The sequence below is a fragment of the Synechococcus sp. CBW1006 genome (assembly GCF_015840525.1).
Taxonomy (GTDB): domain Bacteria; phylum Cyanobacteriota; class Cyanobacteriia; order PCC-6307; family Cyanobiaceae; genus CBW1002.
This window is the reverse complement of record NZ_CP060396.1, coordinates 1725799-1743754: the sequence shown is the minus strand read 5'-3', so window position 1 is coordinate 1743754 and position 17956 is coordinate 1725799. Positions and strand designations below refer to the sequence as shown.

The following is a 17956-nucleotide window of genomic DNA, read 5'->3' as shown; positions in this document are numbered from 1 at the left end:
ACCCCACGGCCATGGCTCTCCACGGAAACTCCTAGCGACGCTTGCGGGGCCGATCGGTGTAGGGCTGCATCCCAACATCGGGGGGCAGGTGTTGGTCCTCCTCGCGAGGGTTGCCGAGCGCATGGCTCACCATTTCACTGAGCCAGTTGAGAAACAACGTGGCAGAGGAGGCCGGCGGAAGGGCTGTGGCGGCGGCAGGACGAGCGATCCATTCCGTACGACGGTCCATGATCCAGTAGCGATCGACACCTCCAGGGTGGTGGGAAATCACCAGACTGAACACAGGTAAAAACACTGGCAAAGCAACGCCTTGCCACGGACACGCTTCCGTCGTCCCCAGCCCGCAGAAGGTTGGACAGGCCCCAGCAGCCAAGCCCCAAAGGTTCGACAGGCCAGCAAAAAGCCCCGACTGGCGGGGCATGCAGAGATCCAGACCTGCAGAGCGTTGACGAATCCCTGAACCTCGCTGGACTCAGCGGCGGCGGCGGCGCTGCTGGGCCTTGCGCTTGTACTTCTCAGTGGGGGTTTCGTGGTGGCGCAGGCGCTTGAGGTCGGCGAAGATTCCGGCCTTGGAGACCTGGCGCTTGAAGCGGCGAAGGGCCGACTCGATTCCCTCGTTTTCGCCGACAGTGACCTGGGTCATGAAGCGCTGCAAATCAGTTCAGAGTGATTCACCCTAGCAAGCAGGCCAGCCCTCATCCCGGCTCCGCAGGAGTCACTGCGGCCTGGTTCTCCGAGGGCCAGCTATCGCGGTAGAGGTAGACGTGCCCCAGGACCCGGTTGCCGAAGTGGCGTCGCATCAGCCGCCAACCAGGCTCCAGTTCCAACTTGAGGAATCCACTGCCGGCGCCCTGGGTACGGGCCACGACCATCTCGGGCCCGACGCCGGCCTTGGTGGGCATCGCCATCAGCAGGATGTCGTCGTTGCCCTGGATCACGCTGAGGCGATAGACAGTACCCAGGTCGCTGCCACCGACGCGAACCGAGTAGCCGTTGGCATCGATGAAGCGGCTGCAGATGCCGGTGAAATCAAAGCTGCCCAGCAGGGGATTGACCGGAGCAGGCTTGCCGGACCCCACAGCGAAGCAGGGGCGAGTGGCCTTGACCTGCTCATAGATGTTGAGCTGGGCTCGGGTTCCATCACCGATCGGAGCCGACACCAGCACAAAGCGTTCCTGCTCCACTTCGCCAACCTGGAACAGGGAGCTGGCCCGCGCGACCGGGGCTTCCAACAGCGGCACCGCGGCGCCTCCGAGCAGGAGCAGGGTGGCCAGCAGGGGGCGCAGGGCTGCAGCGCCTCGCTGGTGCAAGGTGCGAGGCCTGGCAGGGAGGGAGCTCGGGAGGATCACGGTGGGACGGGCAGGGGACAGGTGAGGGAAATCGTATGCAGGGCGACCGAAGCGCACCAGCCGCAGCCGCCCAATCCTCAAGCCGGCTTGTTGAGACGAATCGCCACCACCAGGGCCACAACCGTGCCGGGCAGACATCCCGCCAGGATCAGACGGGTGACGGACACCCCCAGTTCCGGATCCCCGTAGGCCAGTTCGAACACCGAACCGGTGGCAGCGATCCCGAGCAGGCAGGCCAAGGCGAGGAACACCCCCGCCAGCGGTTTCATCGGCATGGATCTGAGAAAGGATTGAGGAAGACAGGCGTAAAACTGTTTGTCTCAGTGCAGTGCGCCACTGCGTCGAGCTCAGCGCACTGAGCGGACGTCGTCACGCTGGAAGCCGTGCTCCTGCAAGCCCTCGTTGAGGCTGATCTCATCGGTGACGCGATCGACGAACAGCACACCGTTGAGGTGATCCAGTTCGTGCTGGATGCAGCGGGCCAGGAGACCATCGGTCTTGAGGCGGCGGGGCCGGCCCATCTCATCGCGGAAGTTCACCTCGACCCGGCTGGGGCGCACCACATCGAGATAGACCCCCGGGATGCTGAGGCAGCCTTCCTCGTAGGTATCGATCGCGGCACTGGCGGCGGTGATCTCGGGATTGATCAACACCATCGGCGGGGTGGCCGGATTCTCAGGATCGAGGTCAATCACCAGCAGCTGCTTGTGGATGCCCACCTGGGGAGCGGCCAGGCCGATGCCCTTGGCGGTGTACATGCTGCGCAGCATGTCGCGGGCCAGATCCCGGATGCTTTCATCCACCTTGCCGATGCGTCGGGCCGGATCGCGCAGCACCTGATCACCGAGGGTGTGGATCGCCAGCGGCGGCTGGTCCAGGGGCTCCTTGGGAACCTGCACGGCGCGGTTCACCTGCTCCGCAGATCGGGCCAACTGGGCGAAGCTGCGAGCCAAGGCGACACCTGAAACGATAGATCGATTCTAAGTGGCGTCCACCGGAGCGATGGCATGGCAAGCCAGGGGAAGACCGAACGGCCGCGGCCGAAACCCCTGCCACTGACGGCGGATCAGGTGGTGGGCCGCACCCCCGTGGTGAAGGAGCCCCGCCTGGATCAGGGGCGGCTCTTCTGGCTGGAGCAGCGTCCCCACGAAGGCGGCCGCACGACCCTGCTGCTGCAGCTTCCGCCCTCCAGCCAGGCCGACCCCGCACCGGGCCGGGTGCTGGAACTCACTCCGGGGGACTGGAACCTGCGCAGCCGCGTTCACGACTACGGCGGTGGTTGCTACGCCGTGCAGGGCGACACGGTGGTGATGGTCGCGGACGCCGACCGTGCCCTCTGGCGGCTGGATCTGGCGGATCTCACGGCAGGGCTCAGCGCGGCTCTCCCAGCAGGGCTCACGGCAGAACTCGGAACGGATCTCGAGCCGGGGCTCAGCGCAGAGTGCCCGGAGGCTGCCTCAGTGGATTCGCCCCTCCCACTCCTGCTGCCGGCCCAGCGGCTCACGGCGGCGGATCCGCAGCGCTGCTTCGCCGATGGGCTGATCGATGCCGCGCGCCAGCGCTGGATCGGCGTGATGGAAGCCGCCGGCCGCGACCATCTGGTCAGCGTGCCGCTGCAAGGCGGCGAGCCCACCGTGCTGCTGGAGCCCGACGACTTCTGCGGCTACGCCGCCCTCAGCCCGGATGGCCGCCAGCTGGCCTGGGTGGAATGGCAACAGCCCTTCATGCCCTGGCAGCGCAGCCAGGTGTGGCTGGGACGCTTCGCGGCCGACGGCTCCCTGCAGCAGCGCCAGCCCGTGGCGGGTGCCGGAGCCGCCGCAACCCATCACTGCTCGGTGTTCCAGCCGCTGTGGATCGGCAACGGCGACCTGGTGGTGGCCAACGACCGCAGCGGCTGGTGGAACCTGGAGCGCCTGAGCGCGGAGAGGATCGCCACCCTCTGGCTGAAAGGAACCACTGCCGGCGCTCTCAACCCGGCCACGGAGCCCTCCTCTCACGAGCGGCCTGACATGGGCTGGGAGCCCCTTCTGCCGCTGCAGGCGGAATTCGCCATGCCCCAGTGGGTCTATGGCATGCGGACCACGGCCTGGGACGGCGAGCAGCTGGTGGCCGCCGCCTGCCGGGACGGCCGCTGGCAGCTGGGCGTGGTGCCGCTGGACCTCACGGACCGCCAGCAGGCGGGGGCGCCGGCCCAGCCTGCGGATCTCTGGCAACCCCTGGATCTGCCCGTGGATGACCTCGCCATGCTCTGCGCCGAGGCCGGGCGGATGGTCTGTGTCGCCAGCGGACCCACCACCGGCGCAGGCCTTCTGGAGCTGGACCTGGCCAGCGGCCGCTGGCAGCATCGCCCCGTGGAACCCTGCGTTCTGCCCCCCGAGGCGCTCAGCCGGCCGGAGCCGCTCTGGTTCCAGGGCCATGGCGACCAGCCCACCCACGCCTGGTACTACCCGCCCAGCGGCGGCTCCAGCCCCCAGGCACCGCTGCTGGTGAAGAGCCACAGCGGACCCACCGGCATGGCCCGAACCGGCCTCAACCTGGCGATCCAGTTCTGGACCTCGCGCGGCTGGGGCGTGGTGGACGTGAACTACGGCGGTTCGACCGGCTTCGGCCGGGCCTACCGGGAGCGGCTCGACGGCCAGTGGGGCGTGGTCGATGTGGCCGACTGCGCCGCCGCGGCCCTGGCGCTGGTGGCTGCCGGGCGGGCAGCGCCGCAGCGGATCGCGATCGAGGGGGGCAGCGCCGGCGGCTTCACCACCCTGGCCGCCCTCTGCTTCACAACGGTGTTCCGGGCCGGCGCCTGCCGCTATGGGGTGGCTGATCTCGCTGCCCTGGCCACCGACACCCATCGCTTCGAGGCCCGCTACCTCGACGGACTGGTGGGCCCCTGGCCCCAGGCCCGGGCGCTGTACGAGGCACGCTCGCCGCTGCGGCACGCCGATCGGATCGGCTGCCCGGTGATCTTCTTCCAGGGCTCGCAGGATCGGGTGGTGCCACCGGAGCAGACCCTGGCCATGGCCAGCGCCCTGCGGGCCAATGGGGTGCCGGTGGAGGTGCGGCTGTTCGAGGGCGAAGGCCACGGCTTCCGCGACGGCGCCGTGCAGCGCGAGGTGCTGGAGGCCACCGAGGCGTTCTTCCGCAACGCCTTTGGGCTGTGACGACTTCGCGGCCAGGGGGCAGCCAGCGATCAGGCTGAGAACCACGACGGCTTTCGCCACGCAGGACGTGACCCGTGATCAATGAGCTGGAGCTGGATTTCTCCCTCCTGACTGGCTGGATGCAGACCAGCCTCGCCACGCTGCTGCTGGCCACGGGGGCGCTGCTGCTGCTGCTGCTGCTCGGCGTGAGTGTGGGTCAGGCGCTGGGCATGCGGCGCTGGGGGCTGCCCGAGGCCCTGCTGGCGGGAGCCTTCGGTCTGCTGATCGCCCCGGCCGGCCTGCTGCCCCTGCTGCCCCAGGCCGTGATCGATCTCTGGTCCGATCTGCCCCTGCCGCTGCTGACGCTGGTGTTCGCCACCCTGCTGCTGGGCAAACCCCTGCCCCGCCTGGCCGGTCTGTGGCGACCGCTCTCGGGCCAGCTGTCGCTGGCGCTCACCCTCGCCTTCGGGCAGTTCCTGGTGGGGGGCCTGGCCGTGATGGCCATGCAGCCCGTTCTGGGGGTCAGCCCGGTGATGGCCTGCCTGATCGAGGTGGCCTTTGAGGGGGGCCACGGCTCGGCGGCCGCCATGGGCCCCACCTACGAGCGGCTCGGCCTGGAGGGCGGCGAAGGCCTGGGGCTGGCCATGGCCACGGTGGGGCTGCTGGCCTCCACGCTGGTGGGCGGCCTGGTGGTGGTGCTGGCCCGCAGCCGCGGCTGGCTGAAGTTCGCCGACGTGATGGTCCACGAAGCCGTGGAGGAGGTGGTGCGGACCGCCGATCCGCTCGACAACCTCGTCCCCCGCCCCCTGGAGGCCCCCACGGTGGCCACGCCAGCCCTGGTGCGGAAAGTGGCCGACTGGGCCGTGAATCTCGGTCTGGCCGGTCTGGCCGTGCTGTTCGGCTGGGTGGCCCTGCAGGGGCTGCGCTGGATCGCCGATGGGGTGGGCGGCGGCTTTGCCCTGGTGATCGACGCCCTGCCCGTCTTCCCGCTGGCCCTGGTGGGATCGCTGCTGGTGCGATTGGTGCTGGAACGCAGCAACCAGGTGCAGTGGGTGTCAGCGCCGATCCAGGGGCTCACGGCCACCCTCTCGGCCGACCTGCTGATCACCGGTGCCACCGCCTGCCTCAACCTCTCGCTGCTGGCCCACGACTGGCTGCCCCTGACGGTGCTGGCCGGCGCGGGCCTGATCTGGAACCTGCTGGTGGTGCTGCTGCTCGCCCCCCGGATCCTGCCGTTCGACTGGTTTGAGCGCGGCATCATCGAATTCGGCCAGGCCACCGGCGTCGCGGCCAGCGGCCTGCTGCTGCTGCGCATGGCCGACCCGGATGATCGCAGCACCGCCCTGCAGGCCTTCTCGATGAAACAGATGCTGCTGCAGCCGGTGCTGGCCGGCGGGGTGGTCACCGTGGTGGCGCCCCTAGCCATCACCGCCCTGGGGCTGCCCGTCTGGACAGGGCTCTGCCTGGTGCTGGTGCTGGTCTGGATCTCGGTGGGGCTGCTGCTGGCGCGGATCTGAGCATCCGCCTCAGCGCACCATCGCCGCCACATTGCAGCCATCGACAGCAAGCTGCGCGCCGTGCTCAAGGAGGAAGCAGGAACAAGAAAGAAAGCGAAGCACTCGGCGGAAGCACCAAGGGAATCAGTGCATCAACAACAGCAGGAAATAGACACGAGTTGCATTACTTTAATTGTTCAAGCCCTTAGGCCGAGGAGCTCGACATTCCCGCCAGTCATAAATTGCGCATATCGCCAATGGCCAGGCACTAAAAGAAACTGTATCCGTTCAGGGGCCGTTACGCAGCAGCGCAGCATTCCACCCTTGATCGCTGATCAACGAGCAACCACAGACACCACGATCGATGACGGCCGGCTCAGGGATTCGGCAACAGCGATGGCATCTCACCGCCGCGATGATGGGCGATCAAGGCCTGCTCCAGGAACTGCCAGATATCACGGCCCTGTTGCCGCAGGCTGGTGGTGACCGTGAGCAGCCTGCTGCGGCAGATCGCACCCTGGCGGGATTGGACGCCATGGCTGATCTTGCGCTGAATCACCGAATGGCGCAGGGCACGCTCGGCTGCGTTGTTGGTGGGCTCGATCCCTTCAATCTCCAGGAAGGTCCAGAGGCCATCGCTCACTTGCAGCAACTGATGGCAGGTACGCACCGTCTTGGCCCACGGCGTTCGCTCGCCGCGCTGGCAGCCCAGCTCCACAACCCGCTGCAGCGTGCCCACAAACGCCTGGCGGATCGGCCGACAGCCCTGCTGCAACGTGGACCAGTCGATCGTTCCGTCTTTGTAGCGGTGCCACTGGGCAAACAGCTGCTGCTGCAGGCCCAGCAGCTCCGCTCCAATCTCACCGCTGGCGCCCTGACGGTCAGCGATGGCGGTGAGATCGCGGATCACGTGCGCCCAGCACAGCTGGCGCTGCTCCAGCGGGAGATGGTTGTAGGCGGAGAAGCGATCGCTCACCACAATTCCGCCAAAGGCATTCCCGAGCAGGTCGATCGCGGCGGCAGCCGAGCGGCTCAGGCTCTGCAAGAACACTGTCACCCCCATGGCGGTCACCATGACCCACTCCCAGCCGCGCCGGCCATCGGGGTTGCCCCCATCGGCATTACCGGTGGGGGCACCGGTTTCATCGACATAGACCACCGACTGCTGACGGGCAAACGCAAGGGCCTCCTGCATGGGCTGCTCCAGTGCTGCACTCAAGCGCTGGCGGATAGTGGCCATCGCTCCCCGGCTGATCTGTACCCCCAGCAGCTGATCCAGCAGCGCCTGGGTCTTGCTGAAACTCAACGGGAAGGCACTACCCAGCAGACCCACCAGAGCACTGAGCCGGGGACCGTAATGGCTTACTTCCACCTCCGCCGGTAACGAGGCACAGGTGCTGGTGGAACAGCAGGGGCAGACCAGGCGGTGCAGCCGGTGCTCGATCACCAGAGGCGTGATCGGTGGAATCTCGATCACCTGGTGCCTCAAGGGCTCGGGATCCTGACCCTGTAGCAACGTGCCGCAGCGGCGGCAGGCCTGGGGGTGGTGCTCGACCACCTCATCCACCCGCTCGATCGGCAGCAGCTCCGGCCCAGATCCGGGATGGCCCGGCTGGCCGCCGCGCTTGCGGCCACTGCCCTTGCGTCGTTCGGGCGGCTTAAACCCCTGGCCATCACTGGAGGGAGGCTTGGAAGAATTGCGGGAGCTGCGGCCGATCCGCTCGCGCAGATGGGCCAGTTCGGTCGCCAGGGCGGTGAGCTGGATGCGGAGCTGCTCGATCTCCTGTTGCTGCCTCTGGCACTGACTGACCAGCTCAAGAAATCCAGCCTTCACTCCCACCGGGGTGGCGGCCCAATCGGCTTCTGAAATCCCGGCCGGTGGGGTGGTCATCGCAAGGAGTCTCTTACTGAGATGCAACCAGGAATCAAGCCACCGTCAAGGGTTCAGCAAGCCCGATGTTCGTTGCGAGCTGTCCCGACTCCTGAACGGGTACAAGAAACTTTGGAGCGGTCCTGGGAGACCCAAAAGGCACAAGGAACCTCTGAATAACCTCAATGCTGGCGGTTCTCCCTGGTGAGACTCATTGCGCCGCAGCGCTCCCACTCTCTGGGCACAGGGCTATCCATAGGCTCCCTAAGAGGCTTAGGACAACAGAGTAGTGGAAGCAGACTACGTTCAGACCAAGCTACTTTAGCACCAAATAAGCACCCAACATCACATCCTGCTCTCTCTATTCATTTCCCGCCCATGAGCCACCTGCGACGCCTGCCAGTTGCTCATCACTGAGTTCGGTCATGGCCTTGCTGCCCATCTCTTGAGCCTTCAGGATCTCAGACTTGCTAATCGCATATCCAGCCTCTTTGGCAATGGCCACCACGGCATCCAGGTCTGCAGCGGCAGTGAGGTGCTCCTGCAGGGCGCTATCGCCTTTGACGGCTTCAACGAATTCCAGGAAGGCCTGGGGGAGTTGATCTTCTGGCATTTGGGTGGTGCGATAATCTATCCTCACTCTGGCACAGTCAACGGCCCTTCGACATCGCCAGCAACACCGGGGATTAAGTGTTACGTACTTGATGCCGCTGCCCCAGTGCTCACTTAAACCGCACGACAAAGCCTTCCGCCCAGGCTTTCACCAAGAGCAGATCCCGGAATCACCTGAGCTAGTAACTCTGGCGGAATGAACCACCCTGCGGGACTGCATCAACATCGGACCTCCTGAAAAAGCTATTCCTCGGCCCCGCGTCTGATCAAGAGACGGCCACGCCGTGATCATCTCAGCACGTGGCCAAACTCAGTCCCGATAAAATCGGCGGTTTGGAGCGCCTCTCAGAGGCGATACATGTCATCAGCAAGCCATGGAAAACAGCAATCAAAATAAAAGAAGCTCAAGGAGCTTCTCGAGGTTCATGACCAACAGATTCATGGCGACGGTGCAACCTGAGGTCTCGGCCAGCTTCTCACGAACAAGCCCAAGCCCGAAACTACGCTTTCCATGGCCGAACTTCCCCGCCACACCATTACGTAGCCGCTGATCATGGAGAGCAATCTTTTCACTGCAGAGACAAGATCGGGGATATCCTTGGGCCTACCAAGACGCGGCCCGCTCAATCGAATACCACGCCGCATGTAAAAGGCGCGATTGGATCGTGTCGGATAGATCTGATCAGCACAGACAATCTTTGGATAACAGCCATAGCGACGGCGGGAGGCTAGGACTTGGGATCTCAGGTCTTCTCCTTGATTGTAGGGATCCCAGCTGAGACGATCCAGGAATTCAAATCCGTCGCAGCCGACCGAGATCGAGATCCTGGCTCCGAATTAAACATGATTCCTGGTCTTGCCACGAACAATTGGCCTGATGTGAGGCTGAGCCAACTGACGATTCGATCCTGAATGCTTCTGGTGACTGAGTGGTACAGGATCTTTTGCTGCCTCGCCAGTTCCGGGTTTCCGAGCGGATCGCCTGTCGGGTGGTGGGCCAGCATCGCAGCACCCAGAGCCATGGCGGCAAGATCGTCGACATCGAGGAGGCCAAGCTCCGGCATCGCCTCCGGCAGATCGAGGCTAAGCACATTCGTTGGGACCGGAGGATGGCCTACCGCCTGCTGAGGCGAGAGGGCTGGCTGGTGAACCACAAGCGCTTGCATCGTCTCAGGCGGGAGGAAGGGCTGCAGCGCCCTACTCCTCGCAAGCAGAAGCGTTCCCGGCCTGCCGATGGCTCTGTGCGACAGCATCAAGCCGAACACCCGCACCAGGTCTGGGGGCCATGGACTTCCAGTTCGACGCCACCGCTGATGGCCGGCGGCTCAAGGTCCATAACGTGATTGACGAACACAGCCGTCTCTGCCTGGCGATCCGGGTCGGACGGCGCTGCAAAGGCCAAGGACGTGGTGGCGATGCTGAAGGACCTCACCAGCCTCTACCCAGCACCGATGTTCATCCGCAGTGACAACGGGCCGGAGTTCATTGCCCACGTCCTCCGGCGGTGGGCAAGAGCAGCGGCACCACCACGGCCTACATCGAGCCAGGATCCCCATAAAGCTTGTAGGGGAATTTGGCTTGCGCTATGGCGAGCACGGCCAGCAGCCCATCCTGGCTCAACCCTTGGGCCATCAGAAACTGACGGCTGCTGCGCAGCGTGATAGGAAATGAATGCCCCTGCGGCAGGTGACGACTTGGACGGGGCATCAGGGTGGCGGGGGGATGGTCAGGCCACGGCGGCCCAGCAGTCGCTCGTTGCTTACTGCCAGGGCTTCCAGGGGGCCAGCGAGCCTTGGCCACAGCATCCCCTGGCCAATGACACCACGATCGACTGGTGGCGCCAGGTGATCGCGGACGCTCCCTCCGGTTTGCTGCTGGGCGATCGGCTTGTGAAGACCCTGCAGTCGGTTCTGCCCCAGCTGCTGTTGCCCCAGGTGGCCGACATCCGCAGCAGTGAGCTCTATCGGCGGCTGGTGCTGCGCGGGGAAGAGGGCACCTCGGCTGCGTTGCAGGCGGTTGGTCCGGAGCCGGTGTGGCAACAGATCGGGTCCCTGAGGCTCTGGGTGGCGGCCCATCCCTGCGGCGCCATGCCGGTGCTTCTCACCCCCGATTGGTCTGACTTTTGCCTACTGGTGAGAGCCCTGGCCCATCGCTGCGAACCCGTTGCATTGGCCCATGGGGTCCACGCCCAAGCCGTGAGTGGACTGATCCATTGGGGGCTGATCCGCCGCTTCGGGCCCAAGAGCCGCGCCCAGCTGATCCTCTTGCATGAGGCACCCTATGGATCTGTGGCAGCACAGCATGTGCCGGGCATGCCTAGCAAGGACACCTGGTTGGAGACTTCCACGGCCCTGAGGCTGGAGCATGAACTCACCCATCTGGCCACCAAGCGCCTGCTGGGTGAGATGCGGCTGAACCTGCTCGATGAGCTGGTCGCCGACTGCATGGGGATGGTGGCGGCCATGGGCCTATTTAATGCCGAGCTGTTTGGCCATTGCCTTGGCCTTGATCCCAACGGCGAACCCCTGCCAGGCGGGCGCTGGGGCACCTACGTGGCTGAACTGGATGCTTGCGATGCTCGCCTGGCACTTCGGCTGGTGATGGAGCGAGCCCAGGAACTGCAGGCCTTGCTCCAGGAATATCCCGATCTGCTCAGGCCCGAGTCCGCCATGCAACGTTTGCACTGGCTTTGCCAGCAACGGCTTGATCAGGTGATCAGCGGCTGGCCGTGAGCGTCTGCTCCCCCAGTGGCACTTGGATACATCCTTAGTCCTAGTATGCCGTCCCGGAAATAACAGCTAGAATCGAGAGTGTCACCCGAGGTGCCTTGTGGCGCTTGGTCGTCCGATGCCTCCGCTGGTCCTCAGCGAGGACGAGGTTCAGCAGTTGCGGGCCCTTGCAAATTCCCGGTCGTTGCCGCATTCGATCGTGCAGCGCGCTCAGATCGTGCTGGCCTGCGGTGCCGGCGAGACCAACACCGCCATCGCCAAACGGATGGGGCTGACGGGGATGACCGTTGGCAAGTGGCGCAAGCGGTACCGGGAGCTGGGCCTGGAGGGCCTGCATGACGAGCTGCGGCCGGGTAGGCCTCGCACCTACGAGGACGACACGGTGGCGGAGGTGATCAACCGGGCACTGCAGACCAAGCCCACCGATGGCAGCACCCAGTGGTCTGCGCGCTCCCTCGCGGCTGCCACCGGCATCTCCAAAACCACCGTTCACCGCTGGCTGCAGACTTTCTCGGTCCAGCCCCACCGGCAGAAGTCGTTCAAGCTCTCCACCGACCCGTTCTTTGTGGAGAAGGTCCGCGACATCGTCGGCCTGTACCTGAACCCTCCGGATAAGGCGATGGTGCTCTGCGTCGACGAGAAGACGCAGATCCAGGCACTGGACCGCACCCAGCCGCTGTTGCCCATGGGCCTGGGTTACGTGGAGGGCGTCACCCACGACTACATCCGCCACGGCACCACCACGCTGTTCGCTGCTCTGGATGTGGCAACAGGCGAGGTGATCACCCAATGCAAGCCCCGCCATAGGCATCAGGAGTTCCTGGGGTTCCTGCGCCAGATCGAGAAGTCGGTCCCCGAGGAGCTTGATGTCCACTTGATCGTCGACAACTACTGCACCCACAAGCACGCCAAGGTGAGGGCCTGGCTGGCGCAGCGGCCCCGCTTCCACGTGCACTACACACCGACCTACGCCTCCTGGATCAACCAGGTGGAGCGTTGGTTTGGGATCATCACCCAGCGGGCGATCCGACGCGGCAGCTTCTGCAGCGTCAAGGAGTTGATCTCCAAGATCGAGCAATTCGTGGCGGCCTACAACAAGACCAAGGCGCCGTTCAACTGGACGGCCACAGCGGATTCAATCCTGGAGAAGCTCCAGCGACTTTGCTCGCAGATCTCCAGGACGGCACACTAGGACTAATCACGGTGAGCGCAGGCGGGGCAGCCTCACATCCCTCTAATCTTCTGAATGAGGACTGATTTTGTGAGATCCACGCCGCCGGGTCTTGTGAGATCTGCGAGCTGTTGTACAGACACGTTATCAGACCCTTGCCACGCGCCGCCTGCAACGCCTGCCAGTTCCTCTTCGCTGAGTTCGCTCATGGCACTACTGGCCATCCCTTGAGCCTTCGTGATCTCAGCCTTGCTGATCGCATATCCAGCTTCCTTGGCAATGGCCACCATGGCATCCAGGTCTGCAGCCGCACTGAGGCGCTCCTGCAGGGCGCTATCGCCTTTGACGGCTTCCAAGAATTCTAGGAAGGACTGGGGGAGTTGTTCTTCCGTCATTGGTGGGTTGAATATTCATTTAACATATTAGCACAACCATTGCGGCCTACACCGGTGACATTCAGGAAAGATGTCACTCCTTAGCCGCAGGGCCGCCTAAAAGTCTGTCCTGGTAGCTCTTGACAGGTCTGCCAGCATTGGGTTTGGTCGGCGGGTCTCAGTGCCCCCAATGCCCGAAACCCGCTCCACCGGAGTCGATCAGCCCGCACCGGATGACCTGATCAGCTTCCTCAAGGCCATCCCGGATGGGCGTTACCGCCGCGGGGTGCGTTACCCGCAGTGGTTCCTGCTGCTGGTGGCTGTGCTCGGGATCCTGAGCGGCTGCCGCAGCTCCCGTGATCTGGAGGCCTTTGCCCGGCGGCACCGTGAGGCACTCAACCAGGCGCTGGGCCTGAATTTCAAGCGCTGGCCCTCCGATGCCACCTTCCTCTACCTGTTCAACAAGGCCCACCTGCAGGAGTTTGGCCAGGTGCTGCAGGCCTGGATGATCAGCCAGGTCCCAAGCGGGGCAACGGGTCTGGATCAGCTGGTGTGTGATGGCAAGACCCTGCGCGGCTCTGCCGTGGAGACAGAAGACGGCAGTCACCGGTTTGTCGCCCAGGTCACGGTGTACGCCCGGGCCCTTGGCGTCGCCCTGGCCCAGACGACCTATGACACCCACGAATCCAGTGAGCGTGCGGCGCTGAAAGAGCTGCTCAGCAGCCTGGATCTCGATGGCGTGTTGATCCAGGCGGATGCCCTGCACACGACGCAGGCGTTTTTCGCTGGTGCCTCTCCCAGGGGGCCGACGTGCTCCTGACCGTCAAATCGAACCAGAAGACCCTCTACCGCCAGATCGGCTGCCAGTTCCAGGGAAAGCGTCACATCCCTTTCACTGCAACAGATCACGAGAAGCGCCACGGGCGCGACACCGTCTGGGAACTGCGAGCCAGAGAGGCACCGGAGCACATCAAAGCCAACTGGCCCGGCAGCGCCTGGATCGTTGAGGTGATCACAGGCACCCTCACCCGCAAGGGCAAGCGCAAGATCAGGCACCACCTGTTCCTCACCAGCGTGCGCACCACGCCACAAGCCCTGCTGCGCCTGATCCGTCAGCGCTGGAGCATTGAGAACGAATGGCACTGGGCCCGTGACGTCCAGCTGGGTGAGGACGCTCATCGCTACGCCAACCGGATCGGGGCCCCGGTGTTCGCCTTCCTGCGAACCATCGTGATGAACTTGCTGCGGCGGGGCGGCTACCGCTCGATCCGCCAAGGCCTGCGGGAGTTGGCCTACGACATCAAGGGAATGCTGGCACTTGGCGGCGTGGCCAGCCGAGGGAGCTTGGGCTGATCACACTTTTAGGCAGCCCTGTCCTTAGCTGCCATTCAGACGGCCTTGATAAAGCGTATCGCGAGGATCTGACCTGGTTCATCTGGTGGCTTGTTGATCCACACGTCTTCGGGTTGGCGCCAGCAAAGAGTGTATCGGCTCCAACGTCTTGGATGGGCCTTGCGGGCCTTCTCGTAGACATCGGCTCGCTGCTGGCAAATTGCGTGGCGGTACCGGTGGCTTAGCAGGCCAAGTAACCGTAAGGCTTCAGCGAAGCAGCATGCCTCTCCTCAGCGGCCTGGGTGCCGATCGGTATGTCCTGCAGCTCAGGTAGATGTATCCGTTCAGGGGTCGGGACAGCACGCGGCGAACTTCGTCTCTGCTGAACCCTTGACGGCGTTCTGATTCCCGCTTGCATCTCAGATAGAGACTGCTTGAGATGGGCGCCCCTCCTGCTGGCATTTCCGAGGCGGACTGGTTGTCTTGGCCAGCTGGTGCCAGGGAGTTCATCCTGGATCAGCAGGGGGAGCTACGAGCTCAACAGGAGGAGATCGAGCAGCTCCGCGTCCAACTCACCGCCCTGGCCACCGAACTGGCCCATCTGCGCGAGCGGATCGGCCGCAGCTCCCGCAACTCCTCCAAGCCTCCCTCCAGTGATGGGCCGGGGTTTAAGCCGCCCGAGCGGCGCAAGGGCAGTGGCCGCAAGCGCGGCGGCCAGCCGGGCCATCCCGGATCTGGGCCGGAGCTGCTGCCGATCGAGCGGGTGGATGAGGTGGTGGAGCGCCACCCCCAAGCTTGCCGCCATTGCGGTCAGCGGTTGGAAGGCGTGGATCCAGAGCCGCTGCGCCATCAGGTGATCGAGATTCCACCGATCACAGCCGTGGTGATCGAACACCGGATGCACCGGTTGGTGTGCCCCTGCTGTTCCACCAGCACCTGTGCCTCGGTACCGGCGGAGGTGGAAGCGAGCCATTACGGCCCCCGGCTCAGTGCTCTGGTGGCTCTGCTGGGTAGTGCCTTCCCGTTGAGTTTCAGCAAGACCCAGGCGCTTTTGGATCAGCTGCTGGGGGTGCAGATCAGCCGCAGCGCCATCGCAACGATCCGCCAGCGCTTGAGTGCAGCACTGGAGCAGCCCATGCAGGAGGCCCTTGCGTTTGCCCGTCAGCAGCCGGTGGTCTACGTCGATGAAACCGGTGCCCCCACCGGTAATGCCGATGGTGGCAACCCCGATGGCCGGCGCGGCTGGGAGTGGGTCATGGTGACCGCCATGGTGACGGTGTTCATGCAAGGACTAAGCCGCTCGAAAGCCGCTGCGATCGCGCTGCTCGGGAATGCCTTTGGCGGCAACCGCTCCGCGGAAGACTGCGTCTACGTGGTGAGCGACCGCTTCTCCGCCTACAACCATCTCCCGCTGGGGAGCAGCGCCAGCTGTGCTGGGCGCACGTGAGCCGCGATCTCACCGCCCTCGCCGAACGCCCGGGCGCCAGCGGTGAGATTGGAGCGGAGCTGCTGGGACTGCAGCAGCAGCTGTTTGCTCAGTGGCACCAGTGGAAGGACGGGACGATCGATTGGCCGATGTTGCAGCAGGGCTGCCGGCCGATCCGCCAGGCGTTTGTGGGCACCTTGCAGCGGGTGGTGGAGCTGGGCTGCCAGCGCGGCGAGCGAACGCCGTGGGCCAAAACGGTTGGCACCTGCCGGCAGTTGCTCCAGGTGGCTGATGGGCTGTGGACGTTTCTGGAGATCGAGGGCATCGAACCCACCAACAACGCCGCCGAGCGTGCCCTGCGCCATTCGGTGATTCAGCGCAAGATCAGCCATGGCGTCCAATCCCGTCAGGGTGCGATCTGCCGCAGCAGGCTGCTCACGGTCACCACCAGCCTGCGGCAACAGGGCCGTGATATCTGGCAGTTCCTGGAGCAGGCCTTGATCGCCCATCATCGCGGCGGCGAGATGCCATCGCTGTTGCCGAATCCCTGAATCGGCTGTCATCGATCGTGGTGTCTGTGGTCGCTCGTTGATCAACGATCAGGGGTGGAATGCTGCGCGGCTGCGTCACGCCCCCTGAACGGGTACTCTTCCAGGTACCTCTACAAGTCCCCCTGCGTCAGGAAAGAAGTCCGCTCGGTCTGACCCATCCACTAGGGGGCCAAACCGAGGACCATGAAACCGATTTATGACCAGGCCGTGCGGGCTGAGATCCGCAATCGCATGAGCCCGCCCAACCGAGAGAGCGTGGCCGAGATCGCTCGCTCCACCGGCATCACTACCCAGACCCTCTACAACTGGCGCAGTCAGTGGCAGAAAGAGGGCCAGCTGGTGCCGGCCACCAGCAAGCCGCCGGAGCAGTGGGGCGCATCCGACAAACTGGCCGCCGTGATCCAGGCCGCAGGCCTCAGCGGCCCCGATCTCGGCGCTTACTGCCGTGAGCGGGGCCTCTACCCCAAACAGCTTGCCCGATGGCGCCAGGCCGCTGAGGATGCCAATGGCCCCAGCGCGCCGACCATGACCGACCACAGGGATCTACAGCGCAAAAACCAGGAGCAGGCCCGCCAGATCCGGCGCCTTGAACGTGAGTTGCAGAAGAAGGAAAAAGCTCTTTCGGAGGCGGCAACATTGCTGATGCTGTCAAAAAAGCTCGATCAGCTTTGGCTGCAAGAAGAGGAGTCCTGATTCCGTCAGAGCAGAGAAATAAAGCCATGGACTTTCTCCATGAAGGCCTCAATGCAGGAGCTTCCATCAAGGCTGTTGCTGATCTGATCGGCATCTGTTCACGCACTCTGCGGCGCTGGGGGCTTGATATCAGCGGCCAGGGATTCAGTGTGGACCGCCGCAAGGGTGCCCCACGTGAAGTGGCTCACAGATTCACGGCAAAAGAGCGGCAGCGGGTGATTGACTCCGTCAATGATCCGCGCTTTGCCGATCTTGCGCCTGCTCAGATCGTGGCCATTCTTGCTGAGGAGAGAATGTATGTGGGTTCAGAGTCGACGATCTATCGCATCATGCGGCAGGAAGGCCTGCTGAATCATCGTGGCAGGGCCCGCTCTCCCCGCGAGCCAAGACCAGTCCCGGTGCTGGAGGCAACAGGAGTTTACCAAGTGCTGGCCTGGGATATCACCCTGTTGCCCGGCCATGTCAAGGGTCAATTCTACTACCTCTACATGGTGATGGATGTGTGGAGCCGCCGCATCCTTGGAGTGGAAGTGCATGAGCGCGAATGCAGCGTGCTCGCCAGCGCATTCTTTGATCGCGTCTGCCGCGATGAAGGAATCAACAAGGAGACTGCTGCGGTCCTGCACTCGGACAATGGCGCCCCCATGCGCTCATTCGCCTTGGCGGCCAAGATGGCGGAGCTGGGTGTTTCGCTCTCGTTCTCCAGGCCGCGCGTCAGCAACGACAACGCCTACGCTGAATCATGGTTCCGTACCATGAAGTACCACCAGAGTTATCCGCTACGGCGCTTCCGGGAACTGCTCTCGGTAAAAGCCTGGGTGGATGGCTTTGTCGAGTGGTACAACGCTGAGCACCGGCACAGCGGCATCAAGTACGTGACGCCCAATCAGCGGCACTACGGCCAGGCCGATGGGATCTGTGCCATCCGGCAGAAGACCTACGAAGAAGCTCGGCAGAAGAATCCGCAGCGCTGGAGTCGTCACATCCGTGACTGGAGCCAGCCACAGGTTGTGAGCATCAACCATCCCCGTCCGCAGCAACCTATCGCTACTTGACCCTCAACAATCCAGGCCCCCGTGGCTGTCCGATGGCGCCCCTCGGTGGGCGCCATCGGACACAGCCGCGAACAGGGGCCGGACGCCCCAACCCCGACCAAAGACAGCCATCGATGACAACGACACCCCGGCCACGGCGACCCTGAACCTCAACCCGCAGTACA

Annotated in this window: 19 protein-coding genes and 1 pseudogene; 11 read left to right on the top strand and 9 right to left on the bottom strand. The window is 64.3% G+C overall.

Features of this window, described 5'->3' with window-relative positions:
- Positions 1-31: 31 nt before the first annotated feature.
- The 5 genes from H8F26_RS08335 to def all read right to left on the bottom strand — a co-directional run bounded on the left by H8F26_RS08335 (position 32) and on the right by def (position 2302).
- The gene (locus H8F26_RS08335) at positions 32-229 is read right to left on the bottom strand and encodes a hypothetical protein (RefSeq protein WP_197159389.1); all 198 of its coding nucleotides are present in this window, start codon (positions 227-229) and stop codon (positions 32-34) included.
- Between the two features lie 243 nt (positions 230-472).
- Complete coding sequence (gene rpsU / locus H8F26_RS08330) at positions 473-643, bottom strand: 30S ribosomal protein S21 (RefSeq protein WP_006172073.1); 171 nt, start codon at positions 641-643, stop codon at positions 473-475.
- A gap of 52 nt (positions 644-695) precedes the next feature.
- Entirely contained in the window at positions 696-1310 is a 615-nt protein-coding gene (locus tag H8F26_RS08325) for a DUF3747 domain-containing protein (protein WP_370594681.1), read from the bottom strand.
- Between the two features lie 116 nt (positions 1311-1426).
- On the bottom strand, positions 1427-1624 hold the full coding sequence (locus tag H8F26_RS08320) for a hypothetical protein (protein ID WP_197158722.1): 198 nt from the start codon (positions 1622-1624) through the stop codon (positions 1427-1429).
- Positions 1625-1696: 72 nt separating this feature from the next.
- Positions 1697-2302 (bottom strand): peptide deformylase, encoded by a 606-nt coding sequence (gene def, locus H8F26_RS08315; RefSeq protein WP_197158721.1) that lies wholly within the window; start codon positions 2300-2302, stop codon positions 1697-1699.
- 54 nt (positions 2303-2356) lie between these two features.
- On the opposite strand from def, the gene H8F26_RS08310 reads away from it, so the two are divergent.
- Together H8F26_RS08310 and H8F26_RS08305 are read left to right on the top strand one after the other, a co-directional pair.
- Positions 2357-4504, top strand: coding sequence for a prolyl oligopeptidase family serine peptidase (locus H8F26_RS08310; protein ID WP_197158720.1), 2148 nt, complete (start codon positions 2357-2359; stop codon positions 4502-4504).
- A gap of 119 nt (positions 4505-4623) precedes the next feature.
- A complete protein-coding gene (locus tag H8F26_RS08305) occupies positions 4624-6000 on the top strand; it encodes a sodium/glutamate symporter (RefSeq protein ID WP_197159075.1) in 1377 nt (458 codons plus the stop codon).
- Between the two features lie 355 nt (positions 6001-6355).
- Here the strand turns inward: H8F26_RS08305 and H8F26_RS08300 are convergent, their stop codons facing one another.
- The 3 genes and pseudogenes from H8F26_RS08300 to H8F26_RS19355 form a co-directional block, all read right to left on the bottom strand.
- Positions 6356-7870, bottom strand: coding sequence for an IS66 family transposase (locus tag H8F26_RS08300; RefSeq protein ID WP_197154224.1), 1515 nt, complete (start codon positions 7868-7870; stop codon positions 6356-6358).
- Between the two features lie 340 nt (positions 7871-8210).
- Positions 8211-8462 (bottom strand): Nif11-like leader peptide family RiPP precursor, encoded by a 252-nt coding sequence (locus H8F26_RS08295; protein WP_197158719.1) that lies wholly within the window; start codon positions 8460-8462, stop codon positions 8211-8213.
- A gap of 292 nt (positions 8463-8754) precedes the next feature.
- Positions 8755-9521: pseudogene (locus H8F26_RS19355) on the bottom strand (transposase); the annotation flags it as partial.
- Between H8F26_RS19355 and H8F26_RS20130 the strand changes: the two are divergent.
- The 3 genes from H8F26_RS20130 (at position 9493) to H8F26_RS08275 (ending at position 12382) form a co-directional block, all read left to right on the top strand.
- The gene (locus H8F26_RS20130) at positions 9493-9804 is read left to right on the top strand and encodes an IS3 family transposase (protein ID WP_370594696.1); all 312 of its coding nucleotides are present in this window, start codon (positions 9493-9495) and stop codon (positions 9802-9804) included. The pseudogene H8F26_RS19355 and the gene H8F26_RS20130 sit on opposite strands and share 29 nt — an antisense overlap.
- 324 nt (positions 9805-10128) lie before the next feature.
- A complete protein-coding gene (locus H8F26_RS08280) occupies positions 10129-11193 on the top strand; it encodes a hypothetical protein (RefSeq protein ID WP_197158716.1) in 1065 nt (354 codons plus the stop codon).
- 97 nt (positions 11194-11290) lie between these two features.
- Positions 11291-12382, top strand: a complete 1092-nt coding sequence (locus H8F26_RS08275) for an IS630 family transposase (protein WP_197158715.1) — start codon at positions 11291-11293, stop codon at positions 12380-12382.
- Positions 12383-12414: 32 nt separating this feature from the next.
- On the opposite strand, the gene H8F26_RS08270 is transcribed toward H8F26_RS08275, so the two are convergent.
- Positions 12415-12756, bottom strand: coding sequence for a Nif11-like leader peptide family natural product precursor (locus H8F26_RS08270; RefSeq protein ID WP_197158714.1), 342 nt, complete (start codon positions 12754-12756; stop codon positions 12415-12417).
- A 169-nt stretch (positions 12757-12925) separates the two neighbouring features.
- Here H8F26_RS08270 and H8F26_RS19890 point away from each other — a divergent pair, with 169 nt between their 5' ends.
- The 6 genes from H8F26_RS19890 to H8F26_RS08245 all read left to right on the top strand — a co-directional run bounded on the left by H8F26_RS19890 (position 12926) and on the right by H8F26_RS08245 (position 17792).
- Positions 12926-13555 carry an ISAs1 family transposase gene (locus H8F26_RS19890; RefSeq protein ID WP_197158706.1) on the top strand — a complete coding sequence of 210 codons (630 nt, stop codon included), beginning with the start codon at positions 12926-12928 and terminating at the stop codon, positions 13553-13555.
- Positions 13546-14088 carry an ISAs1 family transposase gene (locus H8F26_RS19885; protein ID WP_197158713.1) on the top strand — a complete coding sequence of 181 codons (543 nt, stop codon included), beginning with the start codon at positions 13546-13548 and terminating at the stop codon, positions 14086-14088. Before H8F26_RS19890 ends, H8F26_RS19885 begins: the two co-directional genes overlap by 10 nt.
- A 418-nt stretch (positions 14089-14506) precedes the next feature.
- Positions 14507-15514, top strand: coding sequence for a transposase (locus H8F26_RS08255; protein ID WP_197158712.1), 1008 nt, complete (start codon positions 14507-14509; stop codon positions 15512-15514).
- Complete coding sequence (locus tag H8F26_RS19880) at positions 15511-16044, top strand: transposase (protein WP_197158711.1); 534 nt, start codon at positions 15511-15513, stop codon at positions 16042-16044. Before H8F26_RS08255 ends, H8F26_RS19880 begins: the two co-directional genes overlap by 4 nt.
- Before the next feature lie 183 nt (positions 16045-16227).
- A complete protein-coding gene (locus H8F26_RS19345) occupies positions 16228-16737 on the top strand; it encodes a transposase (RefSeq protein ID WP_197170293.1) in 510 nt (169 codons plus the stop codon).
- Positions 16713-17792: an IS3 family transposase gene (locus H8F26_RS08245; RefSeq protein WP_231598145.1), complete on the top strand. Its 1080-nt coding sequence runs from the start codon at positions 16713-16715 to the stop codon at positions 17790-17792. Before H8F26_RS19345 ends, H8F26_RS08245 begins: the two co-directional genes overlap by 25 nt.
- The last annotated feature ends 164 nt before the right edge of the window (positions 17793-17956 follow it).

Excerpts from the sequence above, each read along its gene's own strand:
- H8F26_RS08270 (WP_197158714.1), bottom strand. The coding sequence starts at position 12,756 with ATGACGGAAGAACAACTCCCCCAGTCCTTCCTAGAATTCTTGGAAGCC.
- H8F26_RS08300 (WP_197154224.1), bottom strand. The coding sequence starts at position 7,870 with ATGACCACCCCACCGGCCGGGATTTCAGAAGCCGATTGGGCCGCCACC.
- H8F26_RS08305 (WP_197159075.1), top strand. The coding sequence starts at position 4,624 with ATGCAGACCAGCCTCGCCACGCTGCTGCTGGCCACGGGGGCGCTGCTG.
- H8F26_RS08310 (WP_197158720.1), top strand. The coding sequence starts at position 2,357 with ATGGCAAGCCAGGGGAAGACCGAACGGCCGCGGCCGAAACCCCTGCCA.
- H8F26_RS08335 (WP_197159389.1), bottom strand. The coding sequence starts at position 229 with ATGGACCGTCGTACGGAATGGATCGCTCGTCCTGCCGCCGCCACAGCC.
- H8F26_RS19890 (WP_197158706.1), top strand. The coding sequence starts at position 12,926 with ATGCCCGAAACCCGCTCCACCGGAGTCGATCAGCCCGCACCGGATGAC.
- H8F26_RS19345 (WP_197170293.1), top strand. The coding sequence starts at position 16,228 with ATGAAACCGATTTATGACCAGGCCGTGCGGGCTGAGATCCGCAATCGC.
- H8F26_RS08280 (WP_197158716.1), top strand. The coding sequence starts at position 10,129 with ATGAATGCCCCTGCGGCAGGTGACGACTTGGACGGGGCATCAGGGTGG.
- rpsU (WP_006172073.1), bottom strand. The coding sequence starts at position 643 with ATGACCCAGGTCACTGTCGGCGAAAACGAGGGAATCGAGTCGGCCCTT.
- H8F26_RS08320 (WP_197158722.1), bottom strand. The coding sequence starts at position 1,624 with ATGCCGATGAAACCGCTGGCGGGGGTGTTCCTCGCCTTGGCCTGCCTG.
- H8F26_RS08295 (WP_197158719.1), bottom strand. The coding sequence starts at position 8,462 with ATGCCAGAAGATCAACTCCCCCAGGCCTTCCTGGAATTCGTTGAAGCC.
- H8F26_RS08255 (WP_197158712.1), top strand. The coding sequence starts at position 14,507 with ATGGGCGCCCCTCCTGCTGGCATTTCCGAGGCGGACTGGTTGTCTTGG.